This is a genomic window from Amycolatopsis stemonae (assembly GCF_054781455.1).
The window spans coordinates 708,637-722,307 of record NZ_BAAGUJ010000004.1; the positions used below are offsets into that span (position 1 = coordinate 708,637).

Sequence of the window (13,671 nt, forward strand, 5' to 3'; positions counted from 1 at the left end):
AGTGTAACGCTTCACCCGTTACGATGGCGAGGTGCCCGAAGAGTTCCGCCTCGACATGGGGGCGCCCTGGTTGAACCTGCTCGCCACGCGCGGCCGGCACTTCGGGCCGCGGCCGGTCGAGCGGATTCCGACCGCCGAACGGCTGCGCGACTGGCTGACTCGGGTCGACCTGACCCCGCTGGCGCAGGTCACGTCCGCCGACGTCCCCACGGCCCACCGACTGAGAGAAGTGCTCCGTGCACTCGCGCTGGGCTCGGTCGACGGCGTCGCACCGACAGCCGGCCAGGTCGGCCAGCTGACGGCGTTCCTCACCGCCGAACCCGTTCACCTGACCGCCCTCGACCGGCTGCACCGCAGCGCCCCGCCGACCGCGGACGCGGCGTTCGCGCGGCTCGCGCACCAGGCGGCCGACTGGCTCACCGGGCCGCTGCGGCACGACCTGCGAGCCTGCCCCGAGCAGGACTGCCGGGGCGTGTTCGCCGACCCGGGCGGCCGGCGGCGGTGGTGTCCCTCCCCCGCCTGCGCCAGCCGGGGCCGGGTACGCGCGCTCAGGGAGCGGCGGCGCGCCGGGTCATGACGGCCAGAGGATCCGGCGCATCGGCACCGCGCCCCGCGCCCGCTTCCGCCATTCGCGCGGATACCCCAGCGACACCTCTTCGAAGCGGACGCCGTCGGCCTCGGTCGTGCGCGGGATGTGCAGGTGGCCGTAGACGGCGATCTCCGCGCGGTAGCGCAGGTGCCAGTCCTCGGTCTTCGTGGTGCCGCACCACAGCGCGAACTCCGGCCAGTACAGCGGCGCGGTCGGGTGGCGGTGCAGCGGCCAGTGCGACATCAGGATCGTGCCGTGGTCCTCGGGGATCGCATCGAGCCGCCCGGTGCTGATCTTGAGGCGGTCTTCGCACCACGCCTGCCGGCTCGGGTACGGGTCCGGGTGCAGGAAGTACTCGTCCGTGCAGACGACCCCGGCGGCCCGTGCCTGGCGAAGCGCCTCCTCCAGCGAGTGCCCCTCGGCCTCCGGCGTCCGCCAGCTGTAGTCGTAGAGCAGGAACAGCGGCGCGATCGTCAGCGGCCGCGGACCGTACTCCCACACGGGGAACTCGTCTTCCGGCGTCAGCACGCCGATCTCGCGGCACTGCTCGACGAGGTACTCGTACCGGGCCTGGCCCCGCAGCTGGCAGGGGTCGTTGTGCGTCGTCCACAGCTCGTGGTTGCCGGGCACCCAGACGACCTTCGCGAACCGCTCGCGCAGCGTCTTCAAGGTCCCGATGGTCGCTTCGGCCCGCTCGGCGACGTCCCCCGCCACGAGCAGCCAGTCCTCGGGGGTCTCCGGGACGACCGAGTCGAGGATCGGGCCGTTGCCCTCGTGGGTCACGTGGAGGTCGCTGGTGGCGAAGAGGTGCGGCACCCCTCCACCGTAACCACCGGCTCCCGGGGATCTTCGCGAAACCTCCGGATCCTGGGCGATTTCCGGACCAGTGCCACGGCCCCGGCGAAGACGTAGACGCCGGCCTGGACGTTCAGCAGCACGGCCGGCCCGGTCGTCGCGACCAGCGTGCCCGCCAGCAGGGCGCCGACCGTCGTGAACGTGGCGATCGCGGCGAACGTCGTGCTCAGCACCCGGCCGGCCCGCTCCGGCGCGACCGCGCTCTGGATCTCCGACAGCACCCCGGCGCCGACGACCACGCCGGGCGCGCCGGCCAGGACGAACAGGCCGACGTACAGGCCGAGCGAGGTCGTCACGAAGGCGAGGTTCCAGATCACCGCGGACAGCACGCCCAGCGCGACCGAGCCCCAGCCCAGCAGGGCCGCCGGGGCCACCCGGCGCGCCACGGTCGCCAGCGCGAACCCGGCGGCCAGGCCACCGATCGCCTGGACGCCGCGCAGCAGGCCCGCGTCGGCTTCGCTGCCGCCCAGCACGTCCAGGACGTAGACCACGAACAGCACCAGGAACATGCCCTGGGCCAGCGAGGTGAAGACCAGCGCGAGCCCGGTCCGCCGCAGCCGGCGGTTGCCCGCCAGCTCCCGCAGCCCGTCGAGCCAGGCCCGCACCACCGGTTCGCGCTCACTCACCGGCACGGGCGCAGACACCCGCCGGAACGGCTTCGCGAGCAGTGCCGTCGCGACCACCAGCACGGCCAGGTAGCCCGTGATGACGTCCGTGAGCCCGCCGAAACCGAGCAGCGCCCCGCCGGCCCAGCCGCCGGCCAGCCGCGCGACGCTGCCGTTGACGCTCATCAGGCCGTTCGCCCCGGTCACCTCCGCGACGCCGACCAGCTCCGGCACCAGCGCGTTCCGCGCCGGTTCGAACACCGACGCGAGCGCCGCCTGCGCGGCCATCACCGCGTACACCACGACGACGTCCGGCTCGGCCAGCAGCGGCAGCGCCACGACCGCGAGGCCGCAGCAGACGCCGAACAGCACCGCGCGGCGGTTCCAGCGGTCGGCGACCACGCCGGCCACCGGGCTCAGCAGCACCGCGGGCAGCAGGCCCAGGACGATGCTGAGCGCCGTCGTCGCGGCGGAGCCGGTGCGCTGGAAGACGTAGACCGGCAACGCCACCTGCAGCATCCACTCGGCCGTCTCGCCGAAGAACGCGGCCACCCACAGCCGGGCGAAGGCCGGCACCCCCAGCAGCTGCTTCATTCCTCCGCCTTCCCCGAGTGCTCGATGCGCGGGAACGCCCGCAGGCCGACGTGCACCGGGCGGGCGCCGGCCGGGGCGTCGGCCCGGATGGCCCCGACGTAGGGCCGGACCAGCGCGTCGATGGCGTCCGTGAGGCGGGTCAGTTCCGCGGGCGTGACCCGCAGCGAGTACGAGGTGAGCCCGGCCGCCGCCCGCCAGGCCGGGTCCAGGTCGTCCATCGAGTCGAGGTACCGCTGGGTCAGCTCCTGCTCGTTGGCCAGCGTCGCGCCGACCACCCCGAGCTGGGCCGCCCGGCGGACCGGGTCGTCGGCGATGTCGCCCAGGTCGAGCCCGACCTGCCGGGCGCGCCACGGCCGTTCGCGGCCGTCCTCCCCCTCGGCCCGCTCGACCAGCCCGTACTGCGCGAGCTGGCGCAGGTGCCAGCTGCAGTTGGACGCGGTCGAGCCGACCGCGTCGGCGCACTCGCTCGCGGTGCGCGGGCCCACGGCCGTCAGGTGGTGCAGCAGGGCCGAGCGCAGCGGGTGGGACAGCGCCCGCAGCAGCTCGACGTCCTCGATCCGCCTGCGCGGCGGCAGCTCGGCCATCATCCCGCCAATCTGAAAGAGTCATTTCGAAAGGTTTCCTTCATAGTTGATCCCGCCTGCGGGTTTGTCAAGGCGATCCGCTATCGTTCGCGGGGCAGTGACTGCACAAGGCAGTGACTGCCCCGTGACCCGACCTTGGATGGACGTTGCCCGACCAGCGCGAACTCGCCACCGCCGCCGCCCTCGCCCTCCCCCGGTTCGTGGGCTCGACCGCGCTCTTCCACGCCGCGGTCGCCGAGCGGATGGCCGTCACCCCGACCGAGCTGCACTGCCTGCACCTGCTCCACGGCGGGGTCAGCGACTCCCCGACCGAGCTGGCCCGGCTGCTGGGGATGTCCACCGGCGCGTTCACGCGACTCCTCGACCGCATGCAGCGGCACCGGCTCGCCGAGCGCGCGCCGGATCCGGCCGACCGGCGCCGGCTCGTCGTCCGCCCGCTGCCCGACCGGATGGCCGAGCTCGCCGAGCTGTACGCGCCGATGGCCCGGTTCGTCGGGGAGCGGCTCGCCCGGCTGGACCGCCGTCAGCTCACGGCGTTGCTGGAGTTCCTGACGGACGGCACCGCGGCGGCCGAACGGTCGACGGGTCAGCTGCCGGATGTGACCCAGGCCATAACCAGTTGACTAACTCTACTGATGTTGCGTTAACTGGACCGCACTATGAGGAACTGAACCGCGCCCATCCCGCTTCCGAGGCGGCACCCGGTCGAGCCGACGCTCCCGCGTGCCACGACGCCCGGCGGGATTTCCGCTTCTTCCCATCCGGGCCCGGTGATGCGCAATGTCTCTCTTTCCCTTGCAGGCCAAGGACGTCGTCTTCGGCTACGGCACCCGCGTCGTCCTCGACGGCGTCTCGCTGACCGCCTCGGCCGGGCAACGGCTCGGCCTCGTCGGCGAGAACGGCACCGGCAAGTCCACGCTGCTGCGGCTGCTCGCCGGGCTCGAAGAACCCCGCTCCGGCGAGGTCCTCCGCGGCCCGGACGTGGGATTCCTGCTCCAGGAGCTGCCGTTCGGTCTGGACGCGGCGTTCGCGGACGTCCTCGACGACGCGCTCGCCGACATCCGTGCCGCCGCGGCCCGGCTCGACGAGCTGACCGCCGCGATGACCGACCGGCCGGACGACGAGGCCGTGCTCGAGGAGTACGGCCGGGTACTGGAGTGGGCCCAGGCCCACGACCTCTGGGACGCCGACCGGCGCGCGAAGCTCGTCTGCGACGGGCTCGGCCTCGGCGGCGTCGACCCGGGCCGGCGGCTCGGGACGCTGTCCGGCGGCCAGCGGTCCCGGCTCGGCCTGGCCGCCCTGCTGGTCCGGCAACCGGAGACGCTGCTGCTCGACGAGCCGACCAACCACCTCGACGACGCCGCGATGGCGTTCCTGGAACGCCACCTCACCGAGCTGACCGGGATCGTGGTGTTGTCGTCGCACGACCGGGTGTTCCTCGACGCCGTCTGCACCGACATCGTCGACCTCGACCCGGCCGCGGCCGACCGGCAGGCCGGCGGCGCGGTCCGCTACGGCGGCAGCTACACCGACTACCTCGGGCACAAGAAGGCCGAGCGGGCACGCTGGGAACAGCGCTTCGCCGAAGAACAGGAGGAGCTGAAGGAGCTTCGCGAGACCGTCGCGGTCACGGCGCGGAACGTCGCCTACGGCCGCGGCCCGCGCGACAACGACAAGTTCATCCACCACTTCAAGGGCGCCCGCGTCCAGAAGACGATCTCGCGGCGGGTGCGCGACGCCGAGCAGCGGCTGGAGAACCTCGAACGCGACCAGGTCCGCAAACCCCCCGCACCGCTGAAGTTCCGGGCCGAGCTGACCGGCCGCGCGACGGGCGACGGCCCGGCGATCTCGGTGCGCGACCTCGACGTCCCCGGACGGCTCCGGTTGCCCCGCCTCGACGTCGGCGGCTCGGCCCGGCTGCTCGTCACCGGCGGCAACGGCGCCGGGAAGTCGACGCTGCTGTCGGTCCTGGCCGGCCGGCTCACGCCCGCGAAGGGCACGGTCCACTTCGGACCCGGCGTCCGGGTCGGGCTGCTGGAACAGGACGTCGTGTTCGCCTCACCGGAGCGCACGGCCGCGCGGGTGTACCGGGACACGCTGGGCGAGGACGCTCCCCCGCTGGGCCACCTGGGCCTGCTGGCGTCCCGGGATCTCCGGCAGCCCGTCGGGGCGCTCTCGGTCGGTCAGCGGCGACGGCTGGCGCTGGCGATCCTGCTCGCCGAGCCACCGGACGTGCTCCTGCTGGACGAGCCGACGAACCACATTTCGCTGACCCTGGCGGAAGAATTGTTCGCGGCGCTGGAAACGGCGCCGGGCGCGGTCGTCATCGCGTCCCATGACCGGTGGCTGCGCCGGGACTGGTCAGGCGACCGCCTGGAACTGGCCGCCGGCCGGCCGGCCACGGTATAGGCCGTTATACGGGCGGAGCTTTCGCGGGAAAGCTCCGCCCGTGTCGTCAGAGGGTGATGCCGAGGAGGGCGTCGACCGCGATGCGGACGAGGCCGGGCGCGGTGGCGTCCGTGCCGTCGCGGCGCAGGGCCTCGCTCGCCCACGCGTCGATCGCGGCGAGGGCCTTCGGCGTGTCGAGGTCGTCGGAGAGGTGGTCGCGCAGCCGCGAGACCGTGTCCTCGGCCGACGGGCCGGCAGGCAGCGCGACGGCTTCGCGCCAGCGCGCCAGCCGCGTCTCGGCTTCCGCGAGGAGCGTGTCCGTCCACGGGCGGTCCGCGCGGTAGTGGCCGGCGAACAGCGCCAGCCGGATCGCGCCCGGGTCGACCTGGTCGGCCCGCAGCCGCGAGACGAACACCAGGTTCCCGCGCGACTTCGACATCTTCTCGCCGTCGAGGCCGATCATCCCGGCGTGGACGTAGTGGCGGGCGAACGGCCCGTCCTTGGCGACGGCTTCGGCGTGCGCGGCGCTGTACTCGTGGTGCGGGAAGATCAGGTCCGAGCCGCCGCCCTGCAGGTCGAACCCGAGGCCGAGCCGGTTGACCGCGATCGCGCTGCACTCGATGTGCCAGCCCGGGCGGCCCGGGCCGAGCTCGGACTCCCACGACGGCTCGCCCTCGCGCGCCACGCGCCACAGCAGCGCGTCCAGCGGGTGGCGCTTGCCGGCGCGGTCGGGGTCCCCGCCGCGTTCGGCGAAGAACTTCCGCATGGTGGGCTCGTCGTAGTTCGACTCGTAGCCGAACTTGCCCGTCGCCGTGTGGTCGAAGTAGACGTCCGGGAACTCCGGGTCGTCCGCGCGGTAGGCGGCGCCGTTGGCCAGCAGCTTCGCGATGACCTCGACGATCTCCGGGATGCTCTCCACCGCGCCGACGAACTGCTTCGGCGGCAGCACGCGCAGCGCGGTCATGTCCTCGCGGAACAGCGCCGTCTCGCGCATGCCCAGCACGACCCAGTCATCCTTGTCCCGCTCGGCACGCTCCAGCAGCGGCTCGTCGATGTCGGTGACGTTCTGCACGTAGTGGACGTCGTGCCCGTTGTCCCGCCACACGCGGTTCACCAGGTCGAAGGCCAGGTACGTCGCGGCGTGCCCCAGGTGCGTCGCGTCGTAGGGCGTGATGCCGCAGACGTACATCCGGGCGGTGGCTCCAGGAGCGGTCGGGCGGATCTGCCCGGTGGCCGTGTCGTGGAGCCGCAGCGGGCGGGGGGTGCCGGGGATGCGGGGCACGTCGACCGATGACCAAGTCTGCATACCCCCGACTGTAAGCGCTCGCTCCGGCGCCCTCCCGCCCGGTGGGACTCCTCCCCCACGTGGAGCAGCGGCTACGCCCGGCGTCCGGCGTTCGCCTTGATCGCGTCACGGACGAATTCCGCGACGCCCGGCCGCTGCTCGTCCTCCCGGACGAGGAAGCCGAGCTGCACCGGCTCGGTGACGTAGAGCTCACCGATCCGCTGCTGCGTCTCGTACGAGCACTCGCCCATCACGCGGGCGAGCATCGCCCGGTGCTCCTCGGCCAGGTCCATCGCCTCGGAGCCGTCCGGGGCGCCGCCCGCGTCCAGGACGGCCCGCAGCCGGCGGACCCAGTCCCGGCGGACGGCTTCCCCGGCCGCCAGGTCCTCCTTGGACGGTGCCGCCGCGCCCCGCCATTCGGGCGTGTGCCCCCACCGCCGTGCGGCCTCCTCCGCGTAGCCCTCCGGCTCGCGGAACCCGCCGAACACCTCGAACTTCTCCTCGGGCGTCAGTGCGTTGCCCATGGCTCTCGCCTCCATCACGCGATCGACGGCCGCGACCATCCGCCCGAGCTCGCCCATCCGCGCCACCAGCAGCTCCCGCTGCCTCTTCAGGTGCGCTTCGGCGTCGATGCCCGGGTCGTCCACGAGGGTCGCGATCGTCTCGAGGGGGAACCCGAGCTCCCGGTAGAACAGGATGCGCTGCAGCCGGTCGAGGTCCTCGTCGTCGTAACTGCGGTACCCGGCGTGCGTCCGGCCGCTCGGGCTGAGCAGGCCGATCTCGTCGTAGTGGTGCAGCGTCCGGACGGTGACCCCGGCCAGGGCGGCGACCTTGCCCACGGGATGCCCCATCGTTCCCCCTCCTCGTCCCGGCCGGTGTGGCCCTTGCGGGGACCACGCTCGTGCCTCACGCGACGTGAGGGTCAAGTGTCACCCTTCCGTAGCCGTCGCGACCCGGCGAGCGCGGTTAGCCTGGCTCGATGAGGGCGGAGGTCGCGGTGGGCGGTGCGATCGCCGTGATCGCGCTGGTCACGGCCGTCTGGGTCGTCGTGCGGCGGCGGCGGAAACCGCCGGGTTCCGAGGCGAGGGCGGTGCTCGGTGACGTGCCCCACGCACCCCTGTCGGCCGTGCGCCGCGACGCGCCGCTGGCGCGGATCGAGAAGACCTTCGCCGCCGGCCGGTTCTGCGTCCTGCTCGGCGGGAGCGGCGCGGGCAAGACCCACCTGGCCGCCGCGTTCGCCCGCGAGAGCCGGGCTCCGGTGGTCTGGGTCGCGGACCCGGCGAACGCCGCCCGCGCCGGCTTGGCGTCGATCGACGCCCTCGACGACGCGATCGTGGTCTTCGACGGCGCGACCGACCCGGACGCGCTCAACCGCTGGCTGCCCGCCCGGGCGCGGGTGCTCGTCACCACTCGCGTGCCGGACTTCGAGGTCCTCGGCGGCACGGTCCCCGTCGGCGGGTTCGAGGAGGCCGAGGCGGCCCGGTTCCTGGTCGCCCGAGCGGGCGAGGCCGCGCCGGAGGTGGCCCGGGAGCTGGGTTTCCTGCCGCTGGCGCTGGCCCAGGCGGGCGCGGTGATCCGGCGCCACGGCGTCGCGGGCTACCTCGAGCGGCTGCCGCACACGCCGCCGCTGGAACGGGAGCCGGGCGAGGCCCACCCGGCGGCCGTCGAAGACACGACGCTCGCGGCGCTCCGGATGGTGGCGGCCCGGGACAGCCGGGCGCTGGTCGCCGCCGAGTTGCTGGCGGTGCTGGCTTCGCAGGGCACGCGCCGCGAGCTGGCGCACCGCGTCGGGCCCGACCCGGTCGCGGTCGACGCGGCCCTCGCGGGGCTCGCGGACGCCTCGCTCGCGGAGTTCCGCGGCGGTGTGGTCGTGATGCACCGCCTGACGCAGCGGGCGGTGCTGGGCCGGCTGCACGCGGAGGACCGCCTCGGACCGGCCCTGGACCGGGCGTTCACGGTGGTCGAGACGGCCCTGCCGGCGGCGGACCTCGTCGACCACGCGGCCGCGCTGTGGCGCCACTTCCGAGCCCTGCCGACAGCGGAGATAGCGCCCCGCCTCCCCCGCATCCTGCGCATGCGCCGACGCGCGGTCGACGCGCTGGTGGAGGCGGGCGCACTCACCCAGGCCCGGACGCTCGGCCTGGAGGTGCTGGCGGACCACCATGCGTACCTGCCGGCCGGGCACGAGGACATCGCCCAGGCAGCCCGGTCCCGCTACCGGGCGGCGCGGGCCCTGTCCCGGGCCGGTTGACCGAGCCGCCCCCGGCTACAGGGCGCACGGCACCCGGCTGAGCCTGCCCGGACTGCCACATCGGCCGCGGGGCCAGCCTGCCCGGGCTGGCACGGCGGCCGCGAGGTCAGCCCGCCCGAGCCGCCCTGCCGCGGGTCAGCGGCGGCGCGTCCGCAGGTAGTCCCCGACCACCGCCGCGCCCAGGCCGTCCAGGTCCGGGGCGATCACGCGGCCGCCCGAGCGGCGGGCGATCACGTCGACGAACGCCGTCAGCCGGGGGTCGTCGCCCAGGCGGAACACCGAGACCGACGCGCCCAGCTTGGCCAGGCGGTCCACTTCGGACAGTGTCTTGTGGAGGGTCACCGGCTGGGGCGGGTAGTCGAAGACCGCCTCGCCGTCCGGTTCCAGGTGGGCCGTCGGCTCGCCGTCGGTGACCATCAGGACCACCGGCTGCGCGTCCGGGTGGCGGCGCAGGTGCTGCCCGGCCAGCAGCAGCCCGTGGTGGGCGTTCGTGCCCTGCTCCCACGCGCCCTCCAACCCGATCAGCTCGGGCAGCTCCACCGACATCGCGTACCGGCCGAAGGTGATCAGCTGCAGCGCGTCGTTGCGGAACCGCGTGCTGATCAGCTGGTGCAGCGCGAGCGCCGTGCGCTTCATCGGCAGCCAGCGGCCCTCCTGCACCATCGACCACGACGTGTCCACCAGCAGCGCGACCGCCGCCCGTGAGCGGTGCTCCGTCTCGACCACTTCGACGTCCTCGACGTCCAGCCGCACCGAGCGCTCCCCCACCGCCACCGACCGCAGGACGGCGTTGCGGATCGTCCGGGGCACGTCCCACGGCTGCATGTCCCCGAACCGCCACGGCCGGGACGCGCCCGTCGGCTCACCCGCCGCGCCCGCCGACTCGGTCTCGCGCTCGCCGGTCTTGCCGCGCAGCGCGTTCACGATGTCGGACAGCGCCGTCTCGCCCAGGCGCCGCAACGCCTTGGGAGACAACCGGAGCGACCCGTCGGCGGCGCGCTCGAACAGGCCCTGGCGGCGCAGCTCACGCTCCAGTTCGGACAGTCGCCGGGCGTCGACCCCGGCGTCCTTGCCCAGCTGGCGTTCGAGTGCCTCCAGGTCGATGTCCTCCAGCCGGGCGCCCGGGTACGACTGGCCGAGCTGCTCGGCCAGCGCGTCCAGCTCGGCGAGGTCCGCCATCGCCTGGGCGCCTTCGCCCATGCCCAGCGGGTTCTTGCCGCGGAAGCGTTCCGAGCCGGTCCAGTCCTCGCCCGGCCGCGCCGCGCGCAGCTGGGCGTCCAATTGGGACAGTTGCTGGGCGAGCCGCGGGTCGCCGAACGCCTGCTGGGTCAGCTCGGCCAGTTCGGCGCGCTGCTCGGCGGACATCGAGTTGAGCATCCGCTGGGCCGCCGCGGACCGGGCGGCGAGCGCGTCGATCAGCTCCTCGACGTTGCGCGGGTTCTCCGGGAAGAACTCGCCGTGCTTCGCCATGAAGTCGTCGAAGCGCTCCTGGATGTCCTGGGCGCCTTGGGCGTGCGCCGCGAGGAGGTCGTTGAGGTCCGAGAGCATCTCGTTGATGCGCTCGACGTCCTCGGGCCCGGCGTTCTGCAGCGCCTCCTTCATGCCCTGGAACCGCGACTCCATCAGCTCCTGGCCGAGGAGGTCCCGGATCTTCTGGTAGTTCTCCCGGCCCTGCTCGGAACGCCAGTCGTACTCGGCCAGCTCGTTCACGGCCGCGGCCGTACCCGGTGGCAGGGCGTCCAGCTGCGCCTCCCGGAACCGGGCTTCGTCGTCCGGGTCCGGGAAGAGCTCGCGCCGTTCGGCTTCCAACGCTTCGGAAAGCAGGCGCTGGACCTCCTGCAGGGTGCCGTCGAGGTTGTTGCGACGCTGGATCTGCGACCGGCGCTGCCACAGGCGCCGGGTCAGCTCGTCCAGGCCCGACGTGCGGTCGGTGCCGCGCCGGAGGAGTTCCTCCAGCGCCGAACGCGGCGACGACCCGGCCATCACTTCGCGGCCGATCTCGTCGAGCGCGTCACGCAGGTCGGCCGGCGGCGCGAGCGGGTCCGGCCCGTCGTGCCACGGGCCGTAGGAGTAGCCGTCGGGAAGCGGGACCGCGGTCATCGGCCGTAGACGGTCGTCGCGTCGTCGGAGTCCTTGGCCAGTCGCCGCGCCAGGAACAGCGATTCGAGGGCGAGCTCGACGGCGGCCGCGATCCGGCCGGCGGGCTCGTCGGCCGAGACCCCGGCCCGCGAGGCGACCTCGTGCAGCACCGGCAGTTCCGGTAGCGCGGCCAGCACCTCCTTCGCCGGGACGCGCTCGCCGGTGGCTACGAGGTGCCCTTCCTCGACGGCGTCGGTGAGCGGGCGCAGGTCCAGCCCGGCGAACCGCTCGCGGGCGGTCTCGGCGATCGCCCGGCGCAGCAGGTGCACGAGGTGCTCGATCTCGCGGCCTTCTTCGCCGGGCTCGAACTCGATCTTGCCGCGCAGCACCGACGGGACGGCGTCGAGGTCGACCGGCCGCGCGACGGCCGGCTGCTCCCCGGTCAGCGCCGAGCGCCGCAGCGCCGCGGCCGCGACGGTCTCCGCGGCGGCGACGGCGAACCGCGCCGACACCCCGGACCGCTGGTCGATGACCGGCGAGTCGCGCAGGTTCCGGACGAACCGGGCGAGGACTTCCAGCAGCGGCTCGCCGACTTCGGCGACGAGGTTCGCCTCCTGCTTGACGACGGCGACCTCGGCCTCGACGTCCAGGGGGTAGTGGGTGCGGATCTCCGCGCCGAAGCGGTCCTTGAGCGGCGTGATGATCCGGCCGCGGTTGGTGTAGTCCTCGGGGTTGGCGGTGGCGACGAGCAGGACGTCCAGCGGCAGCCGCAGCGTGTAGCCGCGGACCTGGATGTCGCGCTCCTCCATCACGTTGAGCAGCGCGACCTGGATGCGCTCGGCGAGGTCGGGCAGCTCGTTGATGGCGACGATGCCGCGGTGGGCGCGCGGGACCAGGCCGAAGTGGATGGTCTCGGGGTCGCCGAGGCTGCGGCCTTCGGCGACCTTCACCGGGTCGACGTCGCCGATCAGGTCGCCGACCGACGTGTCCGGCGTGGCGAGCTTTTCGGTGTAGCGCTCGGAACGGTGGCGCCACGTCACGGGCAGGTCGTCGCCGAGCTCGGCGGCGCGGCGGAGCGACGCGGGCGTGATCGGCTGCAGCGGGTGTTCGCCCAGCTCGGAGCCCTCGATGACGGGCGTCCACTCGTCGAGCAGGCCGGCGAGGGTGCGCAGCAGGCGGGTCTTGCCCTGACCGCGTTCGCCGAGCAGGACGACGTCGTGCCCGGCCAGCAGCGCGCGTTCGAGCTGCGGCAGCACGGTGCGGGAGAACCCGACGATGCCGGGCCAGGCGTCCTCGCCGTTCTTGAGCGCTTCGAGGAGGTTGTCGTGGATCTCTTGCGCGATGGGCCGCGGCTCGTACCCGGCCGCGCGCAGGGCCCCGGCGGTGCGGGGAAGAGCGTCTGGAACTGCGTTCACCCGTTCGACGCTACTGCCGGATCGGCGGCCCGTCGATGTGGAGCGACTCCAGCGTGGGCGCGCTCTGCCGTCGCGGGACGAGCCGGTAAAATAGGGCGTCGTGTGCCGTCCCAGTGCGACTTTCGCCGTCTGGTCCTCCGCGTGGCTGAACGGAGCCGCGGCGTCCGACGATGTGCTCGACGCCCTGCTCGCGTGGGGTGAGGCCCACGACGTGGTCGCCGCCGACGCGGCCGCGGCCGACGCGTTCGCGCTCCCGCTGGCCTTCAACCGGGCGGCCACGCCGGTCCAGCTCCTGATGGCGTTGCGTTCGCAGGGAGCGAAAAGCATGCAGCTGGTGCTCCCGGTCCCGGGCGACGTCCGCGGCCTGGGTGGCGGTGGCCCGTTCACCGAGGCGGCGCTGCGCGCGGGTGACGCGGTGGTGCTGCCGGACCTCGGCTTCGGCCTGGTGCCGGAGCCGATCGCCGAGGGCCTGGTCCGGTGGACGGTCTACGCCCTGTCTTCGCCGGCGCCGCCGGAGTTCGTCGCCCTCGGCGAAGCCGAACACGGCCTGACCGACGCGATCCGCGCGAGCGCGGGCGCGCTGCAGACCCTGGACGTCGCCTCCGACCGCCCGGGAGTCCGCGCGGAGCTGTCGGCGCACCTGCGGGCCCGGCCGGACGTCGACTGGCCGGCCGGCACCCCGGGGCGCGCCTTGCGGGTGCTGCAACGAGCCGAGGAGATCGCGGCGATCCTGACGATCGCGTCCTCGGACGACCCGGGCGGCGCGCTGTCGGCTTCGGCTTCGACGTTGCGAGCTCAGGCGTTACGGCCCCTGTCGGACGCAGTGCGAACGGCCCGGTGCGCGGCGGTCAACGAGGCCGTGCGGGTGTTCGCCGAGCAGACGGCCCGCGAAGGCTAGCTGTGATGTCCGGGGAGGTTGGTCAGCCGGGTGATGGGTGTCTTGCCTCCGACGGATGAGTGGGGTCGGTGGTGATTGTAGAAGTGCAGCCACCCGGGCAGGGCTGACCTGCGGTCGTGTTCGCTGGG

General features: G+C 73.7%; 13 protein-coding genes. 5 read left to right on the forward strand and 8 right to left on the reverse strand.

Annotated features, from left to right (window positions below; genetic code table 11):
- Nucleotides 1-31: 31 nt before the first annotated feature.
- The gene (locus tag ACYVLJ_RS19090) at nucleotides 32-577 is read left to right on the forward strand and encodes a CGNR zinc finger domain-containing protein (protein WP_460439598.1); all 546 of its coding nucleotides are present in this window, start codon (nucleotides 32-34) and stop codon (nucleotides 575-577) included.
- Here ACYVLJ_RS19090 and ACYVLJ_RS19095 read toward each other — a convergent pair.
- Genes ACYVLJ_RS19095 through ACYVLJ_RS19105 form a run of 3 tightly spaced genes read right to left on the reverse strand, consistent with a single transcriptional unit; the run spans nucleotide 572 to nucleotide 3,227 of the window.
- On the reverse strand, nucleotides 572-1,405 hold the full coding sequence (locus tag ACYVLJ_RS19095; protein ID WP_460439599.1) for a metallophosphoesterase family protein: 834 nt from the start codon (nucleotides 1,403-1,405) through the stop codon (nucleotides 572-574). The two genes, ACYVLJ_RS19090 and ACYVLJ_RS19095, sit on opposite strands and share 6 nt — an antisense overlap.
- Entirely contained in the window at nucleotides 1,369-2,643 is a 1,275-nt protein-coding gene (locus ACYVLJ_RS19100) for an MFS transporter (protein WP_460439600.1), read from the reverse strand. The genes ACYVLJ_RS19095 and ACYVLJ_RS19100 overlap by 37 nt, the downstream gene beginning before the upstream one ends.
- Nucleotides 2,640-3,227 carry an ArsR/SmtB family transcription factor gene (locus ACYVLJ_RS19105; protein ID WP_460439621.1) on the reverse strand — a complete coding sequence of 196 codons (588 nt, stop codon included), beginning with the start codon at nucleotides 3,225-3,227 and terminating at the stop codon, nucleotides 2,640-2,642. The genes ACYVLJ_RS19100 and ACYVLJ_RS19105 overlap by 4 nt, the downstream gene beginning before the upstream one ends.
- A 146-nt stretch (nucleotides 3,228-3,373) precedes the next feature.
- Here ACYVLJ_RS19105 and ACYVLJ_RS19110 point away from each other — a divergent pair, with 146 nt between their 5' ends.
- Both ACYVLJ_RS19110 and ACYVLJ_RS19115 read left to right on the forward strand, forming a co-directional pair.
- Entirely contained in the window at nucleotides 3,374-3,850 is a 477-nt protein-coding gene (locus ACYVLJ_RS19110; RefSeq protein ID WP_451972543.1) for a MarR family winged helix-turn-helix transcriptional regulator, read from the forward strand.
- 157 nt (nucleotides 3,851-4,007) lie between these two features.
- A complete protein-coding gene (locus ACYVLJ_RS19115; RefSeq protein ID WP_460439601.1) occupies nucleotides 4,008-5,636 on the forward strand; it encodes an ABC-F family ATP-binding cassette domain-containing protein in 1,629 nt (542 codons plus the stop codon).
- Between the two features lie 46 nt (nucleotides 5,637-5,682).
- On the opposite strand, the gene mshC is transcribed toward ACYVLJ_RS19115, so the two are convergent.
- Both mshC and ACYVLJ_RS19125 read right to left on the reverse strand, forming a co-directional pair.
- Complete coding sequence (gene mshC / locus ACYVLJ_RS19120; protein ID WP_460439602.1) at nucleotides 5,683-6,921, reverse strand: cysteine--1-D-myo-inosityl 2-amino-2-deoxy-alpha-D-glucopyranoside ligase; 1,239 nt, start codon at nucleotides 6,919-6,921, stop codon at nucleotides 5,683-5,685.
- A gap of 71 nt (nucleotides 6,922-6,992) precedes the next feature.
- The gene (locus ACYVLJ_RS19125) at nucleotides 6,993-7,751 is read right to left on the reverse strand and encodes a MerR family transcriptional regulator (RefSeq protein WP_460439603.1); all 759 of its coding nucleotides are present in this window, start codon (nucleotides 7,749-7,751) and stop codon (nucleotides 6,993-6,995) included.
- A gap of 128 nt (nucleotides 7,752-7,879) precedes the next feature.
- Between ACYVLJ_RS19125 and ACYVLJ_RS19130 the strand changes: the two genes are divergently transcribed.
- The gene (locus ACYVLJ_RS19130) at nucleotides 7,880-9,151 is read left to right on the forward strand and encodes a hypothetical protein (RefSeq protein ID WP_460439604.1); all 1,272 of its coding nucleotides are present in this window, start codon (nucleotides 7,880-7,882) and stop codon (nucleotides 9,149-9,151) included.
- A 135-nt stretch (nucleotides 9,152-9,286) separates the two neighbouring features.
- Here the strand turns inward: ACYVLJ_RS19130 and ACYVLJ_RS19135 are convergent, their stop codons facing one another.
- Nucleotides 9,287-11,251 (reverse strand): vWA domain-containing protein, encoded by a 1,965-nt coding sequence (locus tag ACYVLJ_RS19135; RefSeq protein ID WP_460439605.1) that lies wholly within the window; start codon nucleotides 11,249-11,251, stop codon nucleotides 9,287-9,289.
- Complete coding sequence (locus ACYVLJ_RS19140) at nucleotides 11,248-12,645, reverse strand: ATP-binding protein (RefSeq protein ID WP_460439606.1); 1,398 nt, start codon at nucleotides 12,643-12,645, stop codon at nucleotides 11,248-11,250. Before ACYVLJ_RS19140 ends, ACYVLJ_RS19135 begins: the two co-directional genes overlap by 4 nt.
- Before the next feature lie 100 nt (nucleotides 12,646-12,745).
- On the opposite strand from ACYVLJ_RS19140, the gene ACYVLJ_RS19145 reads away from it, so the two are divergent.
- Nucleotides 12,746-13,543, forward strand: coding sequence for a hypothetical protein (locus ACYVLJ_RS19145; RefSeq protein ID WP_460439607.1), 798 nt, complete (start codon nucleotides 12,746-12,748; stop codon nucleotides 13,541-13,543).
- Here ACYVLJ_RS19145 and ACYVLJ_RS19150 read toward each other — a convergent pair.
- The coding region (locus ACYVLJ_RS19150) for an integrase core domain-containing protein (protein ID WP_460439622.1) at nucleotides 13,540-13,671 on the reverse strand (132 nt) is incomplete at its 5' end. The two genes, ACYVLJ_RS19145 and ACYVLJ_RS19150, sit on opposite strands and share 4 nt — an antisense overlap.